Origin of the sequence: Curtobacterium sp. MCBD17_023, from assembly GCF_003224415.1 — a bacterium.
Classification (GTDB): domain Bacteria; phylum Actinomycetota; class Actinomycetes; order Actinomycetales; family Microbacteriaceae; genus Curtobacterium.
The window spans coordinates 300,800-317,901 of the sequence record NZ_QKLJ01000004.1; the positions used below are offsets into that span (position 1 = coordinate 300,800).

General features: G+C 73.1%; 22 protein-coding genes and 2 pseudogenes. 12 read left to right on the forward strand and 12 right to left on the reverse strand.

Annotated features, from left to right (window positions below; genetic code table 11):
• Nucleotides 1-60 precede the first annotated feature (60 nt).
• Complete coding sequence (locus tag DEI84_RS08315) at nt 61-678, forward strand: TetR/AcrR family transcriptional regulator (protein WP_110823587.1); 618 nt, start codon at nt 61-63, stop codon at nt 676-678.
• A gap of 100 nt (nt 679-778) precedes the next feature.
• On the opposite strand, the gene DEI84_RS08320 is transcribed toward DEI84_RS08315, so the two are convergent.
• Nucleotides 779-1,693 (reverse strand): AraC family transcriptional regulator, encoded by a 915-nt coding sequence (locus DEI84_RS08320; protein ID WP_110890372.1) that lies wholly within the window; start codon nt 1,691-1,693, stop codon nt 779-781.
• Between the two features lie 89 nt (nt 1,694-1,782).
• On the opposite strand from DEI84_RS08320, the gene DEI84_RS15665 reads away from it, so the two are divergent.
• Nucleotides 1,783-1,920, forward strand: coding sequence for a hypothetical protein (locus tag DEI84_RS15665; RefSeq protein ID WP_181420388.1), 138 nt, complete (start codon nt 1,783-1,785; stop codon nt 1,918-1,920).
• A 152-nt stretch (nt 1,921-2,072) separates the two neighbouring features.
• Here DEI84_RS15665 and DEI84_RS08325 read toward each other — a convergent pair whose 3' ends face one another.
• The 9 genes from DEI84_RS08325 to DEI84_RS08365 all read right to left on the reverse strand — a co-directional run bounded on the left by DEI84_RS08325 (nt 2,073) and on the right by DEI84_RS08365 (nt 6,591).
• Nucleotides 2,073-2,333, reverse strand: coding sequence for a hypothetical protein (locus tag DEI84_RS08325; RefSeq protein WP_110823585.1), 261 nt, complete (start codon nt 2,331-2,333; stop codon nt 2,073-2,075).
• 69 nt (nt 2,334-2,402) lie between these two features.
• On the reverse strand, nt 2,403-2,570 hold the full coding sequence (locus DEI84_RS15670; protein ID WP_181419415.1) for a hypothetical protein: 168 nt from the start codon (nt 2,568-2,570) through the stop codon (nt 2,403-2,405).
• Nucleotides 2,571-2,786: 216 nt separating this feature from the next.
• Nucleotides 2,787-3,752, reverse strand: coding sequence for a helix-turn-helix domain-containing protein (locus DEI84_RS08335; RefSeq protein WP_146236332.1), 966 nt, complete (start codon nt 3,750-3,752; stop codon nt 2,787-2,789).
• A gap of 113 nt (nt 3,753-3,865) precedes the next feature.
• Nucleotides 3,866-4,135, reverse strand: coding sequence for a GlsB/YeaQ/YmgE family stress response membrane protein (locus DEI84_RS08340; protein ID WP_110823582.1), 270 nt, complete (start codon nt 4,133-4,135; stop codon nt 3,866-3,868).
• Nucleotides 4,136-4,492: 357 nt separating this feature from the next.
• Nucleotides 4,493-5,056: a hypothetical protein gene (locus DEI84_RS08345; protein ID WP_110890374.1), complete on the reverse strand. Its 564-nt coding sequence runs from the start codon at nt 5,054-5,056 to the stop codon at nt 4,493-4,495.
• A complete protein-coding gene (locus tag DEI84_RS08350) occupies nt 5,053-5,628 on the reverse strand; it encodes a DUF6286 domain-containing protein (RefSeq protein ID WP_110890375.1) in 576 nt (191 codons plus the stop codon). The genes DEI84_RS08345 and DEI84_RS08350 overlap by 4 nt, the downstream gene beginning before the upstream one ends.
• A gap of 11 nt (nt 5,629-5,639) precedes the next feature.
• Complete coding sequence (locus tag DEI84_RS08355; protein ID WP_110890376.1) at nt 5,640-5,957, reverse strand: hypothetical protein; 318 nt, start codon at nt 5,955-5,957, stop codon at nt 5,640-5,642.
• On the reverse strand, nt 5,954-6,145 hold the full coding sequence (locus DEI84_RS08360; protein ID WP_110823578.1) for a DUF2273 domain-containing protein: 192 nt from the start codon (nt 6,143-6,145) through the stop codon (nt 5,954-5,956). Before DEI84_RS08360 ends, DEI84_RS08355 begins: the two co-directional genes overlap by 4 nt.
• Complete coding sequence (locus tag DEI84_RS08365) at nt 6,142-6,591, reverse strand: Asp23/Gls24 family envelope stress response protein (RefSeq protein ID WP_110890377.1); 450 nt, start codon at nt 6,589-6,591, stop codon at nt 6,142-6,144. Before DEI84_RS08365 ends, DEI84_RS08360 begins: the two co-directional genes overlap by 4 nt.
• Before the next feature lie 274 nt (nt 6,592-6,865).
• Here DEI84_RS08365 and DEI84_RS08370 point away from each other — a divergent pair, with 274 nt between their 5' ends.
• From DEI84_RS08370 to DEI84_RS08380, 3 genes are all read left to right on the forward strand, one after another.
• A complete protein-coding gene (locus DEI84_RS08370) occupies nt 6,866-8,212 on the forward strand; it encodes an alpha/beta fold hydrolase (protein WP_110890378.1) in 1,347 nt (448 codons plus the stop codon).
• Entirely contained in the window at nt 8,209-9,798 is a 1,590-nt protein-coding gene (locus DEI84_RS08375) for a GMC family oxidoreductase (RefSeq protein WP_110890506.1), read from the forward strand. The genes DEI84_RS08370 and DEI84_RS08375 overlap by 4 nt, the downstream gene beginning before the upstream one ends.
• 110 nt (nt 9,799-9,908) lie before the next feature.
• The gene (locus DEI84_RS08380) at nt 9,909-10,736 is read left to right on the forward strand and encodes a DNA-formamidopyrimidine glycosylase family protein (RefSeq protein WP_110890379.1); all 828 of its coding nucleotides are present in this window, start codon (nt 9,909-9,911) and stop codon (nt 10,734-10,736) included.
• 19 nt (nt 10,737-10,755) lie between these two features.
• Here the strand turns inward: DEI84_RS08380 and DEI84_RS08385 are convergent, their stop codons facing one another.
• Nucleotides 10,756-12,636: a family 43 glycosylhydrolase gene (locus tag DEI84_RS08385; RefSeq protein WP_110890380.1), complete on the reverse strand. Its 1,881-nt coding sequence runs from the start codon at nt 12,634-12,636 to the stop codon at nt 10,756-10,758.
• Nucleotides 12,637-12,803: 167 nt separating this feature from the next.
• Here DEI84_RS08385 and DEI84_RS08390 point away from each other — a divergent pair, with 167 nt between their 5' ends.
• The 5 genes from DEI84_RS08390 to DEI84_RS08410 all read left to right on the forward strand — a co-directional run bounded on the left by DEI84_RS08390 (nt 12,804) and on the right by DEI84_RS08410 (nt 16,515).
• Nucleotides 12,804-13,316: a DUF427 domain-containing protein gene (locus DEI84_RS08390; protein ID WP_110890381.1), complete on the forward strand. Its 513-nt coding sequence runs from the start codon at nt 12,804-12,806 to the stop codon at nt 13,314-13,316.
• Nucleotides 13,313-13,630, forward strand: coding sequence for a hypothetical protein (locus DEI84_RS08395; RefSeq protein ID WP_146234147.1), 318 nt, complete (start codon nt 13,313-13,315; stop codon nt 13,628-13,630). Before DEI84_RS08390 ends, DEI84_RS08395 begins: the two co-directional genes overlap by 4 nt.
• A 127-nt stretch (nt 13,631-13,757) precedes the next feature.
• Entirely contained in the window at nt 13,758-15,482 is a 1,725-nt protein-coding gene (locus DEI84_RS08400; protein ID WP_110890383.1) for a discoidin domain-containing protein, read from the forward strand.
• Between the two features lie 273 nt (nt 15,483-15,755).
• Nucleotides 15,756-15,878 (forward strand): hypothetical protein, encoded by a 123-nt coding sequence (locus tag DEI84_RS15950; protein WP_258365756.1) that lies wholly within the window; start codon nt 15,756-15,758, stop codon nt 15,876-15,878.
• Between the two features lie 172 nt (nt 15,879-16,050).
• Nucleotides 16,051-16,515, forward strand: a complete 465-nt coding sequence (locus DEI84_RS08410) for a hypothetical protein (protein WP_110890385.1) — start codon at nt 16,051-16,053, stop codon at nt 16,513-16,515.
• Nucleotides 16,516-16,673: 158 nt separating this feature from the next.
• Here the strand turns inward: DEI84_RS08410 and DEI84_RS16025 are convergent.
• Nucleotides 16,674-16,772, reverse strand: a pseudogene (locus DEI84_RS16025) (VOC family protein); the annotation flags it as partial.
• Between DEI84_RS16025 and DEI84_RS16080 the strand changes: the two are divergent.
• A pseudogene (locus DEI84_RS16080) lies at nt 16,733-16,822 on the forward strand (hypothetical protein); the annotation flags it as partial. The pseudogenes DEI84_RS16025 and DEI84_RS16080 sit on opposite strands and share 40 nt — an antisense overlap.
• An 85-nt stretch (nt 16,823-16,907) precedes the next feature.
• Nucleotides 16,908-17,078, forward strand: a complete 171-nt coding sequence (locus DEI84_RS15955) for a hypothetical protein (RefSeq protein ID WP_181420389.1) — start codon at nt 16,908-16,910, stop codon at nt 17,076-17,078.
• Nucleotides 17,079-17,102: the final 24 nt, after the last annotated feature.

The window sequence follows — 17,102 nt, forward strand, 5'->3', positions numbered from 1 at the left end:
CGTCCCCTCGGCTGCGCGCGGGCGGCCCGTCCTCGTCTCTCCCACCCCGGAGGTCCTCCCGTGACCACCACGGCAGCACCCGCACACCCCGACGGCACCGAGCCGTGCACGCTCCGCGAGCGCAAGAAGCAGCAGACGCGTCAGGCGATCCACGACGCCGCCCTGACGCGCGTCACCGAGCAGGGGCTCGACGGGGTCACCGTCGAACAGATCTGCGCGGACGCCGACGTCTCCCCCCGGACGTTCTTCAACTACTTCTCGTCGAAGGCGCACGCCGCGATCGGGCTCGACACCGTCGAGGTCCCCGACGTCGTGCGGGACCGGTTCGCAGCCGCGGACGGCCGGCTCGTCGACGACGTCTGCACCCTCGTCGCGGACACCGTCCCGCTCGCCGCCGACCGTGCCCGCGCGAAGGAGCTCCTCGTCCGTCGCCCCGAGATGACCTCGATGGTGATGCGCTGGATGGCCGAGTCCCGTCAGGCCCTCATCGCCGCGGTCACCACCCGGACCGATGAGGACACCGCCCGCACGGCGGTCGCCCTCGTCATGTCGGCGCTGTCCGAGGCCGCCCACCGCTTCACCGTGCAGTCCCAGGCGGACCTGGCCGTCCGCCTCCGCGCCGTCGTCGCCGAGATGGTCGCGCTCGCCACCGCAGCGCCCGCCACGACCGAACGCTGACGCGCGGCGTCGTCGGGACGCCGGACGGGAGGCCCACCCGGCCCCGCGCCTCCCGGCCCGTCAGCCCGTCAGCCCGTCAGCCCGTCAGCCCGTCAGCCCGTCAGGAGCGTCGCTCCGGCCAGCCACCGCGACGGCGACGGTCGCGGAGCTCGCGGAGGAAGGCGCTGGGCGTCGTGCCCCGCTCCTCCCGGAAGAGCTGCTGCAGGCGTCGCGGCCGGAGGCCGGCCGCCGCCGCGATGTCGGCCACGGAGCACGCGCCGTCCAGGTGCGCCTCGATGTAGTCGACCGCCCGCCGGATCCGCCACGACGACCGGCCGTCGGGACGCTGCGACGTCGACGCACGCAGCGTCGCCGAGGGGTCCTCACCGAACCGCGCGCGGTAGGCGACGGCGAACCGGCTCGGGTTCGTGAACCGCCAGGTCCGGGCCACCTCGAGCACGCTGTTCGGCGACTCACCGCGGAGGAGCTCCCGCCGGACCTCGTCCAGGCGGTGGTCGCGCAGGAACCCGTTCGGCGTGACGCCGAGGGTGCGGGCGAACACCTGCTGCAGGCCGCGCTCGCTGAGTCCGGCTGCGGCCGCGATGGCCGGGACGGAGGGGCGGTCGCGTGCGTGCTCCTCGATGAACGCGATGGCGTCCCGGATCCGGCTCGCGGTCGGGACGTCGTCGCCACGGTCCCGCACGGGGAAGGTGTCGAGCACGACCGTGGCGAGCCGGCGGTTCAGGGCCGTCCGCATCGCGCCGCGCACCCGGTCGTCCATGAGCGTCGGGCTGACCTCACGGAGCAGACGCCGGAGCGGCCCGTACCGCGCGATGCGTTCGTCCTGCTGGTCGAACAGCACCGGCCCCGAGGGCATCCGGTAGCCGAGCTCGGCCGCGGTCCGGCGCAGGAACGCGTCCGAGATGTGCACGCCGTTGTAGACCGTGCCCTCCGAGGCGAAGCGGTACGCCTCGGACGCAGAGGCGATGTAGGGCGTCCCCGGCTCGATCACCCGGGACCGGTCCGCGAAGTGCATCTCGAGGCGGCCCTGCTGGAGCCAGAAACAGCACGTGGTCGTCCCGCGGACCGATCACGCCACCACGACGGCCGCCGTGCGCGTTCATCGTGCGGAGCGTCAGGTCGGCGTCGCCGATCAGCGAGTACTCGTACCGCGTGCCCTCGGTCGCGAACGCGTCCGTGACCGTCGCGGTCGCCCCGACGAGGTCCCGACCGGAGTACTCGGACCGGAAGATCGCCGTGTAGTCCGCTCCCCCGGCGTCCGTGAACCGCTGTCGGCGGAACCCGTCGTCGTCGTCGATCGGTGGCACCGCGACATCATCCCATCCGGGGAACGCGGACCGTGACCGTCGTCCGCGGAGGGCAGGGCCGGGCGGCGCCGGTCCGGGCGCGACCGGTCAGCTCCGGAAGAGCGGCGCCCAGAAGGCGTCCGGCCCGTCCTGCTGCACGGCCTCGCCGTCGAACCGGAACCCGTAGCCGCCGACGAAGTCCGCGGCGGCTGCGAGTTCGTCGACCCCGTCGTCCTGCGTGTGGTCGAAGAGGTGCACGCCGTGCCCCATCGGGACGCCGCTGTCGCTCACGATGGTGAGGTCCCAGCGGCCCTCCTCGGCGCGTTCGATGCGGACGACGGCGGCCTGGTCGGCGGTGAAGTCGGACATGACGCCGAGCCTACGCACGCGCGCGGGGTGCGGCGCCGGGAGCGGGCGGTGCCCCGGCGGCGTCCCGGGTCAGACGCCGGTGAAGAAGTCGGCGTAGGTGGGTTCGGCGGGCGTCGACCCGGACGTCCGGCGCGAGACCATCGCGTCGATCTCGTCGGGGTGGCTCAGACCGCGGCGGTGCCACTCGTCGGGCTGGCGGCGGAGGTCGTGGAGGGAGGGACGGATGCGCTCGTTCACGGTGCGCTCTTCCTGCTGGTGCGCTGGTCCCGAGGGGTTCGGAGGCGCACGGACCAGCATCCCGCGTCCGCCCGGCCGGACCAACCGCTGGGCTCCCGCGAGTACGCCGTCCGGACACGGTGTCCGCTGTGCGCACCGCCGTGGCCCTGCGGGTCCGCGCGTGCTGGGGACGGGCACCCTCGCCCTGCCCGGAACGGCCACTCCCGGACCGGTCGGTCAGCCGCCGGGACGACGGCGGAGCGTTGCCGACGGCGACTCGCCGAACGTGGCCGCGTAGGTGCCGGAGAACCGTCCGAGGTGCCCGACGCCCCACCCGAGGGCGACCTGCGCGACGGTGGTGGTGCTCGCGTCGGCGGCGGCGAGCTCGGCGCGCACCCGGTGCAGGCGGACCTGTCGCAGGAAGTGCATCGGCGAGGCACCGGTGTGCCGTCGGAACGAGGCCTGCAGGGACCGCACCGCCACCCCGGCCGCCTCGCTGACGTCGGTGATGGTGATCGGTCGCCGGGCGTTCGCGACCATCCACTCCTGGGCGGTCCGCATCGTCACGGGTCCGCCGTCCAGGAGCCGGGAGGGCGGGACCGGCACGGCGTCGAACGCGAGCACGACCGCCTCGGCGACCGCCGTGTCGAGCGCAGCCCGGCGGTCGCGGGCCGTCGTCGGGTCGAGCAGGGCACCGGCGGCTCCGGACACCACGGCCTTGAGGCGCTGGAGGGCCCCCGGGTCCGCCTGCCGCGCGAACTGCAGCGGGGCCGGCAGGTCACCCTGCCGTGCGGCGGCGACGGACTCCAGGAAAGCGCGGTCGAACCGGATGACGTGCTGCGCGGCCGGCGCGGCGTCGAAGGCGAACGCGCGCCCGGCGGGGTACATGACCGGGACGCCGGGCTGCATGTCGACCGGGTCCGACGAGGCCGTGTCGAGCCGGATGCCCGGCGCGGAGGCCCAGGCCAGGACGTAGTCGTCCCCGGGCTCGATCGTGCCACAGCGACGCGCCGCCACCGAGGACGTCCCGACGGTCACCGCGTCGTCCCCGACGAGGCGGTAGCGCCACGAGAACCCCTCGGCGGCAGCCCGCCCGATGGAGATGTCCCGGCTCGAGTAGACGCGCTCGTAGAACGCGACCGCCTCGTCGACGGCGGAACCGCGGCGGTCGATGTGCACAAGGGGTTGTTCGACGGAGTCCATGCACCTCCAGGATGCCGACGACCTCCGACATCGCGCACGTGACACAGACGAGCCCCGCACCAGGAGGTGCGGGGCTCGTCGTGGTGCCGGCGATGTGCCGGGCTCCGGCAGGCTCAGGCGCGGGAGCGGCGGCGACCGGTGATCGCACCCCAGATGACGAGGACGATCAGCGCGCCGAGGATCGCGATGATCCAGGACTGGATGCTGAAGAAGCCGTCGTAGCCCACGTCGAAGATGAGGCCGCCGAGCCAGCCACCGATGAGGGCGCCGATGACTCCGAGCACGAGCGTGGCGAGCCAACCGCCGCCCTGGCGACCGGGGAGGATCAGCTTGGCGATGGCGCCGGCGATGAGGCCGAGGAGGATGAAGCCGAGGAAGCTCATGGGAGTGCCTTTCGAGACTGGCACCGCGAGGTGCCGTTGTGGTGCAGGGGTGTCACCCGGGGGGCGACGGAGCGGTCGAGATCGACGCTCCCGGGACCGGAGAGTGCCGGTCAGATGGTGTCGAGCAGGCCGTCACGCGACTGCTCCGCGAACAGAGCCGTCATGTCGATGGCCTCGGTCGGGGTGTCCCCGTCGACGAAGGTGGGACTCGAGGGTGTCGAGTGCATCAGACCGGTCCTTCCGTGGTGGTGCGTGTACCGCTCCACCATGCTCCCCGTTCAGTAGTTAGGCACACTACACAGTAGGTGATGCGTTATCTGGAGCATCCGCAGGACCCCGGGAGGCCCGTACGGTCCGTCACACGACGCGCGAGACCTTCGAGACGGGCACGTGCGTGCCTCCGGTGAGGTGCACCAGGACCGGCACCTGACGACCGAGGGTCCGGTCGAGGGTGGTGATCGCGGCGTCCACTGCGTCGAGGACCGTCACGGCGTCCCCGCCGCGGCGGACCGCGACGCGGAGCCGTGCAGCGCGGTGCTTCCGCACCGTGTAGACGTCGACCTTCGAGGAGACGACGTCGCGCACGCCGGCCAGCTCGTGGTCGATGACGTCACGGACGAGGGCGACGTTCACCGTGACCTCGTCGTCTCCGACCGACTCGCGGACGGCGATCGCGGTGCCGCCCCGCCCGCGGGTGAGGACCCAGACGAGCGCGAGCACGACCACGACGAGGCAGGCCGCCGCCACGACCCACAGCGAGGCCGCGGGGACCTCGACGCGGTCGGGGATGGTCACGTACGGCCACAGTGCGTCCCGGACGGCGGGCAGGACTCCGGCACCCATCGCGAGTCCGACGACGACCGAGACGAGGCCGAGCACGAACAGGATCACCCGGTTGATGGTGCGGTTGCTCGATGTCATGACAGGGAGCCCTTCTCGCTGACGCGGACGGTGACGTGGCGGCCGAACCGCTCGTCGAGCTGTCCGAGCCGTTCAGCGACGGCGTGCTCGACGGCTGTGGAGTCCACCGGGATGCCGGACATCGGTACCACGGACACCTCGGTGCGGAGGCCGCGGGCACTCGCGGTGGTGTGCCCGTCGGGGACACCCGCGGCACGACCGGCGGCGTTCCGGGCGGTCGAGGCGACGATCGACGAGTCGATGACGACGGCGCCGCGGTCGTGCGCCACGACCGATCGGTGCTGGCGGCCGGGCTTGAGTGCCAGGACCACGAGGACGATCCCCGCGACGAGGAGCACCGCGGCGATGACCTCGATCTTCGTCACGAAGGCCGCGTCCGGTGCGAGTGCGGCGTCGACCGCCGTCTGCGGGTCGGCCAGGAGCGGCGGCGCTCCGATCGCACGGAGCACCGACTCGGTGCCGATCCACGCCGCGACCAGCACGAGCACCACCAGCGCCACGGACACGGCGGTCGACCGGGACCGGTACACGCTCCGGCGACGGAGCCGACGTTCGACGGGATTGTTGCTCATGGCGTCCTCTCCTACCGGACCCGGACGTCGCGCTCGCGCACGATCCCGGTCAACTCGATGCGGGCCGCGCCGACCCGACGACCGGTGAGGGCGCTCACGCGGCTCCGGATCTCAGCGGCGGCGGACGTGGTGCGCTCGACGAGGTCCGTGCCAGCGGCGATCGGGCCGGTGATGTCCATGGCCAGTGCCCCGGAGGCGTCGCCGAGGTCCACCCGCACCCGCTTCGTGGGTGCCCCGAGCCGCTCGGCGGCGACGGCGCGCGCGCACGAGGTGAGGGCACGGGTGGTGATCTCGACGCGGCCCGGCACCGTGCCCGGGCCGTCCGTCACCGGGAGCTCCGGCGTCCGGTCAGCACGTCGGTCAGCGCGGCTCGGTCGACGCGTCCGGTTGCGAGTGCCGCGACGAGCGCACCCAGGGCGGCGAACACGGCGACGAGGACGAAGCCCCAGAAGCCGAACTGCAGTGCTGCGACTGCCAGGAGGGCGCCGATCAGGGCGCCGGTCAGTGTGGCGCTCATGCGACGCGCGGCTCCTTCTTGTCCTCGTCCTCGTCGTCGTCACCCGGGATGAAGACGTCCTGGATCGTGACGTTGACCTCGGCGACCTCCATGCCGACGATCTCCTCGAGCGCACGGGAGACCGCGGAACGCACGTCCTCGGCGACCTGCTGCAGGGGCACCGGGTACTCGGCGACGATGGTGATGTCGGCGGCGACCTGCTTCTCGCCGACCTCGACCTTGACGCCCTGGCTGAGGTCACGCTGCCCGATCGCACCGCGGATGGCACCGATGGCGCGGGCGGCTCCGTTGCCGAGCGAGTGCACGCCGGGGACGTCGCGGGCTGCGATGCCGACGACCTTCGCGACGACGGTGTCGTCGACGATGGTCTTCCCGGTGGACGTGGATGTGAGCGCCGAGCTGCCCGTCGACGTGGTCGCGACGGTGGTCGTGGTGGTGTCGGTCATGGTGTCTCCTTCCGATGGCCCGCCGGACGTCCCCAGCGGGTGCTGTTCACGGATGAGACGGGCTGGAGAGGACGTTCGTCACGGAAGCCGCGCGACTTCCAGGTCGGTCCCAGGATCGGCCGGTCCACACGCATCGACCTGTACCCCGACGGTCGCATGCTTCCGATTGCGGCTCAGCCGATGCGCGGAGCGGCACCGATCGAGACCGAGGGTCGTGCCCGCTCGGGGTACACGGCGCTGTGGACACCGGCTCCCCCGACGGTAGGAACGACCCATGACGGCGACCGCGTTCTGCCTCCACGCCCTCGGGTCGAGCTCCGAGGAGTTCGCCGCGTTGCGGACCCGCCTGCACGGCACCCTCGACCTCGTCGGCATCGACCTGCCCGGCTTCGGCACGAGTCCGGCCGCGAGCGGCACCACCGTCGAGGAGATGGCCGTGCTCGTCGAGCGTGCGATCGGGACCAGCGGCGCCACCGCGTGGGCGCTGATCGGGCACTCGATGGGCGGCAAGGTCGCCGCGGTCGTCGCCGGCCGCACGATGAGCGGCGCGAACGGCCTGTTCGGACTGCGGGCGGTCGTGCTCCTGGCGGCGTCGCCCCTCTCCCCCGAGCCGATGGACGAGGGACGTCGGCAGACCATGCTCGACTGGGCCGCCGACCACGAGATCGGGCCGGACGAGGCCGCCGCGTTCGTGGACGCGAACACCGCGGGCCAGCTGCCCCCGCACGAGTCCGCGATGGCCGTGCACGACGTGCAGCGGGCCGATCCGGCAGCCTGGAGGGCGTGGCTGCTGCGCGGCAGTCGCGAGGACTGGTCCGACACGATCGCGCCGAGTCCGGTGCCGGCCCTCGTGCTCGCCGGCGCGGACGACGGTGACCTCGGCCCCGACGCCCAACGTCGACTGACCCTCCCGCACTGGACCCGGGGCGAGTTCGACGTCGTGCCGGACGCCGCGCACCTCCTGCCCTGGGAACAGCCGGACGCGGTCGCCGACCGGATCCGGTCGTTCTGGACCCGCCGCGTCGACCACGGGCCGACCGTCCCGACCGACTCCGCCCGTGTCGTCGCATCGCCGCGGGTGAGCGCCCGGACCCGCGGGGTGCTCGCGGAGCGCGCGCTCCCCGACGACCCGGCGGCGGAACCACGTGCACTGACCCCGCAGCAGCTCGACACCCTGCGCGCCGTCGCCCGGGTGGTCGTGCCGCAGGCCGCGGACCGGGCGATCGACCTCGCGCTGCGCGTCGACGCCCAGCTCGCCGCCGGTGCAGGTGACGGCTGGCGGACCGAGGGCATGCCCGCCGATCCGGACGCGTACCGGGCGGCACTCGACGTCCTCGCCCCGGTGGCCGCGGTGTCCGACGAGCACCTCGCCGAGGTCCTCGACGCCGTGGACGAGGGCACGTACTCGCCCGCCGTTGGGGTCCTCGACGCCGGGCAGTTGCGGGCCTGGTCCGAGGACGCCGGGGTCGACCTCGTCAAGCAGTGGCTCGCCCATCCCGCGACGATGGCCGCGATCGACTACGACGGCTTCGCCAACGGTGGGGACGGCGTGCGCAAGCAGGGCTTCCAGCTGCTGGGAGCCGGACAACGCGAAGCATGGGAACCGGGAGCGACACGATGAGACTCGACCACCAGCGCCGGTACGGCGAGGACGAGGTCGTCGACGTGGTCGTCGTCGGCACCGGTGCGGGCGGCGCACCGCTCCTCGCGAGCCTGGCCCGTGCCGGCCTGCGGGCCGTCGCGCTCGAGGCCGGCCGGAACACCGAGCCCGGCGACCACCTGCCCGACGAGGTCGAGGCACCGGCGGACGTCGACTGGATGGAGGAGCGGATCAGCGGCGGCGGTGCCCCGACCGCCTTCGGTCCGAACAACAGCGGCACCGGTGTCGGCGGGTCGACGCTGCACTGGGGTGCCTTCACACCGCGGCCGAGCGCGCACGACCTGCACCTGCGGTCGGACACCGGCGAGGGCGTGGACTGGCCGGTCGACCACGCCGAGCTCGTCCGCTACATCGAGCAGGTCGAGCACGACGTGGGAGTCGCCGGCCCCGAGCACTACCCGTGGGACCCCGCACGTCGGTACGCGATGCGCCCGCCGGGCCGGAACGCCTCGTCGGACATGATGATGCGCGGCACCGCAGCCGTCGGGATCACCGCGACGGACCCCCCCGTCGCGCTCACCACCGAGGACCGGCACCAGGAGCACCACGGCCTCCGCCACGCCTGCGTCTCGTGCGGCTCCTGCCACCAGGGCTGCCGGAACGGCGCGAAGGTCTCGATGGACACGACGTACCTGCCGGCCGCCGTCGCCTTCGGTGCGGAGATCCGCGCCGAGGCGCTCGTGCACGGCATCGAGCTCGACGCCCGGGGCGAGGTCGAGGCCGTCGTCTACCGGCAGCACGGTCGCGAACACCGTCAGCGCACCCGTGCCCTCGTCCTGGCGGCCGGCGGGGTCGAGACGCCCCGCCTGCTCCTGCACACCGGGATCGCGAACAGCAGCGGTCAGGTCGGCCGGAACTTCACCGCGCACGGTGCCACGCAGGTCTGGGCCCGGTTCGACGAGTCGATGCGGTCCTACCGCGGCTACCCGTCCTCGATCATCACCGAGGACTTCGTCCGCCCGGCCGACGCCGACTTCGCCGGTGGGTACCTGATCCAGAGCCTCGGCGTGCAGCCGCTGACGTTCGCCACGTCGCTCGTGCGCGGGGGCGGGCTCCGCGGCGCGGCCCTGGTGCGAGCGATGCGGGACTACCCGCACATGGCCGGTGTCGGCATCAACGCCGAGTGCCTGCCGTACGACGACAACCGACTCGTCCTCGGCGACGAGGTCGACGAGCACGGGATCCGGAAGGCGACGATCACGTTCACGCCCGGCTCGAACGAGGAGGCCATCCGGCGCCACGCCGTCCGCACCATGACCGCGATCATCGAGGCCGCGGGCGGGCAGGACGTCCGCGTGCTCGAGCGCACCGCGCACACGATCGGCACCGCCCGGATGGGCACCGACCCCGGCGCGTCGGTGGTCGACGCGGCCGGTCGGTCGTGGGACGTCCCGAACCTCTGGATCGCGGACAACTCGGTCTTCCCGAGCGCGGTGATCGCGAACCCGGCGCTCACGATCATGGCGCTGTCCCTCCGGACGGCCGACCGCATGCTCCGCGGGGACGCTGCCGGCGACCGCGCGCAGGGGCTGGTCGCCGCCGCCTGAGCGGTCCGGCCCACCACCCGTCGGACGGGAGGCCCGTTGCCAGGTCTCCCCGTGCCTCCCGTCCGGGCCCCGGCAGCGGGCGTGTCGGTGGGCGGTCGTAGCGTCGGCGCATGCCCGAGGGTGACTCCGTCCACCGGCTCGCCGCCCGCCTGCGGCAGGTCGACGGGGCGCGCGTCGTCAGCGGTGAGCTGCGCGGCGGCGGGGCCGCGGGTCGACGTCTCGCCGGGCGTCGGGTCCTCGCGCACGCGACGCACGGCAAGCACCTGCTCACCCGGTTCGACGACGGGACGACCCTGCACACCCACATGCGCATGCAGGGCTCGTGGACCGTCACGTCCCCGGGTCGCCGGCTGCCTCCGACCGTGGCGCGGCGGGCTCGCGTGCGTCTCGGGCTCGAGGACGGCCGGGTCGTCTGGGGCATCGACCTCCCCGTGGTGGACCTGGTCGACACCGTGGACGAGCACGCAGTGGTCGGGCACCTCGGGCCGGACCTGCTGCACGAGGACTTCGACGCGGCCGAGGCCGTCCGGCGCCTGACCGCCGAGCCGGACGCCACCGTCCGGAGCGTCCTGCTCGACCAGCGACGGGTGGCCGGACTCGGCAACCTCTGGGTGAACGAACTCGGCTTCGTCCGCGGCCTGCACCCCGACCGGCCCGTCGGGGACGTCGACGCCGATGCCCTGGTCGCGACGGCCCGGCGGATGCTGCACCGCTCGGCGACCGTGCCGGAGGCGTACCAAGTCACCACGGGTCTGCTCCGACGGGGCGAACGGCACTGGGTGGTCGGCCGAGCCGGGCGGCGGTGTCTGCGCTGCGGCACGACGGTGACCGCACGGAACGACGTGGAGGTCGTCGGCTCGCCGGCCCGACGGCTCTGGTGGTGCTCGCGGTGTCAGCCGCCACCGAGCCCGTCCGGCCGACGACCCGCCGACCCCTGACCGCTCCTCCTCGTGCGCCCTACCGCGTCGACCGGACGGTGCTCACCCGCAGGTGCTCGAACGTGCTCGTCGACCCGGCACCACCGAGCGAGATGAGCCCGATGCGCGGCGTCGACCCGAGGTCGGCCGTCCAGGTGCCACCCCGGACGAAGTGGCGGCCGTCGATGCTCGTGTACGCCGTGTAGCGGTGCTCCCCGTCGACGACGCGGTGCACGATCCGGAGCGTGGTGGCGTCCCCGACCGGCCCGACGACCATGTTGCCGTAGCTCGGCGCACCGTCCGGCTGACCGCTGACCTGCTTGCCGAACTCGGTCTGCCGGGTGTTGAAGATCGAGTTGGACACCAGTCGGACGTAGTTCCCGTCGTCCCCGTACACGACGAGTCCGCCCTGCCGGTAGTTGAAGGAGTCACCGGTCGCCGGGGTGTCCATCCGCACCCGGGTCTCCACGACGTAGTCCCCGGCGGGTGCCGCTTCGGTCAGCACCGAGGCGAGCGGCGTCTGCGGCGGATGCAGGTCGGCGTCCTGGGTCTGCCACCGGAAGGCACCGCCGGAGACCCCGTACGTGGCACTGTCCGGCTGCCGGGTCCACGTGAGCGTCGGCGGCAGCGCGGTGCCGTCGAACTCGGTGGACAGCGACCGGATCGTCCGCGCCGGGACGTCGACCGGGGCGAGGCGCGGCCGGTACGCGGAGCGCTGCCCGGGCTGTGCCGCCGGGGCGGGCTCCACGGAGTCGGAGGGTCCCGCTCCCCCGCGCACCACGGGCCAGCCGCCGACCCAGTCGATCGGGTCGATGAGCGCCGGGCGCTTCGTGTACCCGGTCTGCCCGGCGTAGTACGGGTCGGTCCGGTCGACCGCGTGGTAGATCATCCAGTCCTGACCGGCGAAGTCGGTGACGACTGTGTTGTGGCCGGTGCCCACCCAGCGGTTGCCGTTCTGCGCGAGGAGGGGCGAGCCTCCCACCCGGGTGTCCGTGATCGCGACGCCGTCGCGGTCGCGGAACGGCCCGAGCGGGCTCTTCGAGCGGGCGACGAAGACGCCGTACCCGGTGAGCGATCCGTTGCAGCAGTTCGTCGCGGAGCCCATGTAGTACCACCAGCCGCCGTGCCGCATCAGGTACGACCCCTCGTACCGGTTGTCGATCGCGATCTGGCGTTCGGTCTCCGGACGCGAACGCAGGCCGTCGGCCGTGAGCTGCCGCACGTGCACGCCACCGAAGTAGCTGCCGAAGTACAGGTACGTCCGGCCGGAGTCGGTGATGACCTCGGGGTCGAACGACCACCGGAAGCCGTCACCGTTCGGCGCGTTCTGCGGTGCGACGACGGGTCCGCCGGAGTCCGTCCACGGTCCGGTCGGGCTGCTGCTCGTCGCGACCCCTATCGCGGAGCCGCCGCCGGTCGGACCGGTCGCCGAGGGGGTGTCCGACGCCGTGTAGTACAGGAACCAGGTCCCCGGCTTCCCCCGCGATCCGGCGCGGTACACGACGTCCGGGGCCCAGATGCCGTTCGCCTCGCCGACCCAGGCCGGCTTCGTGTCGAAGGCGTCACCGACGTACGTCCAGTTCGTCAGGTCCGTCGACCGGTACGTCGGGACATTGTGCTGCACGAGTGCGCCGTCCGGGGTGGTCTCGGTCTCCGAGATCGCGTCGGTCGTGCAGTACAGGTACCAGTTCCGGTCGCGCCCGACCCCGTGCAGGGCGGTCGGGTCGGCGCAGCTCGCGGCCGTCTCGCCGTCCGGGAGGCGCAGGGCCATCGGATTCTGGTGCGTCGCCGCCGGGGCGTGGTGGCGGGCGGTGGCGGGTGTTGCGGGAGCGGCGGGTGGAGCGGCGGTCGCGGGCCCGGCCAGGGCCTGGGCCCCGACGATGGTCACGGCCGCGAGGGTGATCGCGATGGTTCGGCGCACGGGACAGCCTCTCGTCGTTGAGGAGGTGGTGTGCCCGCGAGCGTAGCCCTGCCACGGTCCTGTGGCCAGGGGTGCGTCGCCGTCGCCCCCGCGTCCCGGACGGGAGGCCCGGTGCCAGCTGGTGACGCGCCTCCAGTCCGGCGACCACCGGCGGGTACAACGGGAGCATGACGCGACGCAGCCCCGGCCACCCCGTTCCCGTGCAGCCCGGACCCGGTCAGGAGTCGGTCTGGGACTACCCGCGGCCACCGCGCGTCGAGCGCACCGGCGCCCGTGTCGTCGTGCGCCTGGGCGGGCAGGTCATCGCCGACACCACGGCGGCCCTCCGCGTCCTCGAGACGAGCCACCCGCCGGTCTACTACCTGCCGATCGCGGACTTCGCCCCCGGCGCGCTCGTGCCGACGAGTGGCTCGAGCATGTGCGAGTTCAAGGGCAGTGCGACGTACTTCGACGTGCACGGCGGCGACGAGGTCGTGCCGCGGGGTGCCTGGACGTACCGGTCCCCGTGGCAGGGGTACGGCGAGCTGCGTGACCACGTCGCCGTCTACCCCTCGCGGATGGACTCGTGCGAGGTCGCCGGCGAACGCGTGCAGGCGCAGGCGGGCGACTTCTACGGCGGCTGGATCACCGCGGACATCGTCGGGCCGTTCAAGGGCGAACCCGGGACGCTCGGGTGGTGACACCGGCTCCGTCGCCCTCGGGCACCACCCGCCGCCGGGTCGAACTCCGACTGCGCAAGCCCTGGTTCGCCTGGGGCGCGCGACCGACCGTCACCGTCGACGGCGTCGGGCACCCCGCGCAGTGGGGCTCCGGCACCTGGGTGCTGCCGGACGAGGGCGTCGTCGAGTTCGGCGTGTACTGCATCAACCGGGGCTGGCGGTTCGGCGCGGCCGCGGTGCGGGTCGATGCCGCCACGGCGACCGGCGGCCGGATCGACTACCGCGCCGGGGTGGTGCCGATCGGGCCGGGGAGGCTCGAGGTCATCCGGAGCTGAGGCGTCGGCGCGGACGGTGCCGCTCGCGGACGTCCCCTTCCGGCCCCTCGGACTGGGGCGACTCCGAGCCGTTGACCGGTGACGTCGACGCTCCGTAGCGTTGCCCGGACACGACCGGAGGATCTCGATGCGCGCCGTCAGCAGCACCGTCACCACGACCGTCCGACTGGCCGCGGCGGTGCTCGCGGTCGTCCTGCTCGCCGCCCTGCTCGTGGCGCTGCGGACACCGGCCGCCAGCGCCGCACCGTCCGTCCTGTCGACCGGGCGGCCGGCCGTCGCGTCGTCGACCGACTCGAGTTCGCGGTCGGCCGCGAAGGCGGTGGACGGGAACACCGCGACACGGTGGGCGAGTGCGCGGACCGACGCGCAGTGGTTGCGCGTCGACCTGGGCCGCACGGCGGCGATCTCGAGCATCACCCTGCGGTGGGAGGTCGCGTACGCGAAGGCCTACAAGCTGCAGGTGTCGGCCGACGCGAAGACCTGGACCACCGTCTCGAACGTGACCGCCGGCAAGGGCGGGGTCGTCCGGAAGGCGGTGTCCGGGACGGGCCGGTACGTCCGGATGCTCGGCGTGCAGCGCGGCACCGTCCACGGCTACTCGCTGTGGGAGTTCCAGGTGACGGGGACCCCGGTGACGCCGACCACGCCCACCACGCCGGCACCGTCCCCAGCCGCGGGGGTGCGGGTCACCGGCTCGCAGGGGAAGTGGCAGCTGACCGTGGACGGCAAGCCCTGGCTCGTCAAGGGCGTGACCTACGGTCCCCCGGCCGCCGAGGCGTCGTCGTACATGGCGGACATCGCCGGCATGGGCGTGAACACGGTCCGGACGTGGGGCACCGACGCGTCCTCCCGTCAGCTGTTCGACGCCGCCCAGGCACACGGCATCCGCGTCGTCGCCGGCCTCTGGTTGAACCAGGACGTCGACTACGTGAACGACTCCGCGTACAAGTCGAACACGCTCGCGAGCATCACGAAGACCGTCACGAGCTACCGCGACCACCGCGGACTCCTCATGTGGGACGTCGGCAACGAGGTCATGCTCGGCCAGGACGAGGCGCAGCGCGTCGCCTACGCAAAGTACGTCGAACAGGTCGCGAAGGCGATCCATGCCGCGGACCCGGCGCACCCCGTGACGTCGACCGACGCGACGACCGAGGCCTGGGACTTCTACCGGCAGTACACCCCGAGCCTCGACCTCTACGCGGTGAACACCTACGGCGGCATCGGCTGGGTGCAGCAGAAGTGGCGGGACGGCGGCTACACGAAGCCGTACCTGGTCACCGAGACCGGGCCGGCCGGGTCGTGGGAGGTCCCCGCGGACGCGAACGGTGTCCCGCAGCAGCCGAGCGACACCGCAGCAGCGCGCTCGTACACCGACGCGTGGAAGGCCGTGACCGCCGCTCCCGGGGTCGCCCTCGGCGCGACGATGTTCCACTACGGCGTGGAGGACGACGAGCAGGGCGTGTGGCTGAACCTCCGCACCGGCGGCCTCAAGCGCCTGTCGTACTACGCGGTGCAGCAGGCGTACGGCGGGCCGGTGACCGGCAACCGGCCGCCCGTCATCCAGCGGATCGCCGCCTCGCCCTCGACGGGTGTCGCACCCGGGTCGACGGTGACCGTGACCGCTCCGGCGGTCGACCCGGACGGCGACACCGTGACCTACCGGGTGTCGGTGACGAGCCGGTGGATCGACGGCAACGGGGCGCTCCGGCCGACGCCGGTGACGACCACGGGCGACGGGACGCTGCGCATCACCGCACCGACGACTGCCGGCAACTGGAAGCTCGCGGTGTACGCGATGGACGGGCACGGCAACGCGGGCATCGAGACCGTGACGGTGCGGGTGCGCTGAGCCTGGGCAGGCGGGAGGACGTCGGCGGCTGGACAGTCGATCGAACGGTTCCTCCTGCCGATGCCGTGCAGGATGGTGGACGTGCAGGCGAACATCGCGAGGGTGACGATCGACGGCCGGGAACAGGATCGCGACGCCGGCCTCGATCACCATCAGCGGTTCGAGGTCGAGACGGACGCCGGACACCACTACGTCGTGACGCGCGAAGGGTCTCCGAGCGGCTCACCGTCGGAGTGGGACGTGACTCGAGCGGACGGGAGTCCCGTGGGTCACGTGCACGGGTCTGGGTGGGCCGGGGCGGGCGACCGGGCCTACCGCTACAAGCGGACTGGTGCCTGGTTCTCCGGGGGACAGCAGCACGACCTGTGGAACGCGGTGCAGTCGCTCCTGGAGTGACCGCACCGGATCGACCGGGCGCTCAGCCCCCGCTGCCGAGGACCGCTTGCGTCCGACGACGCTCGACGGCGAGCGGAACGTCTCGGACTTCCTGGCGTCGTGACCGCTCCCCGTGGGGAGCCGCGCTCGCTTATCGGGCAGGATGACGCACGGCACTCGACGAAGGGCAGACGTGGGCAGGCGGAGCGCGAGCACGAGCACGACAGGTGACCGCGGCGGAACGCGGTCGGTCCGTCCCGGTCAACGTCGGGCCTGGTTCCGCTTCGGTGCCGGGATCGCTGCGATCCTGGTGATCGTCGGCGTGGTCTTCGTCGGCCCGGCTGTCGTCCAGTCCTACGACGCCGACCACAAGACGACGATCACCTGCCAGGTGACGTCAGCGGAAGGCGAGATGCAGTCGACGTCCTCTCGCGGGATCGGCGGGCCGATCGCCCAGGTCGTCATCTCGACCCGCGACTGTGGGCGCCTGCTCCTGCGAGACGGTGTGACCCGGGCCAACAACGAGGAGATCGCAGCTCGGCTGGCACCACCCGGTGACTACCGGATCGAGGTCGGGACCGCCTCCTGGAACATCCGGGGCATCCTGCACGCGATCCGGCGGGACCCCTCGGCCTTCGGGTTCGCTCCGGCCCCCTGACCCGACCGGGTCGGTGAGCGCGGTCGGCGGTGTGACGGTCGGGAGGCGCGCTACCGGCCCTGAACTGGTGCCCTGCCCCGCGCTCCCCGACCGCAGGTGGCGGCTGGGCGCCGGGTCGACGCCGTCAGCTGCCGTCGGTCGCCAGCGCGGCGGGCAGCCTAGTCGGTGGTCGGCCTGCTGAACAGGTTGACGACGTTGCCGTCGGGATCACGAACCAGTGCGGAGCGGTTGCCCCAGGGCATCGTGGTCGGTTCGAGTCGGCCTGTTCGGCCCCGGCTGGGCCTCCGTCTTCGAGACCCGGCTGCTGCTCGACGACGAGGGCGCGTCCCTCGTCGAGGCGGACGGCCGCCAGATCCGCTTCCCGCGCCGCGACACGGGGGTGGGACCGCGGCGTGGGCGAGAACCGGTGGCTCGCCGCCGAGGGCGACCTGGTCGTCACGGTCACGAACGCCGCCGGTGTGGTCGAAGCCGACAACACGTACGACGCGGAACGCCGGGTCGTCGAGCAGCGCACCCCGCACGGCCGTCGGGTCCGCTTCGCGTACCACATCCGCTGGCGGTGACGCCGCGGGTGCATCTGGCGACCA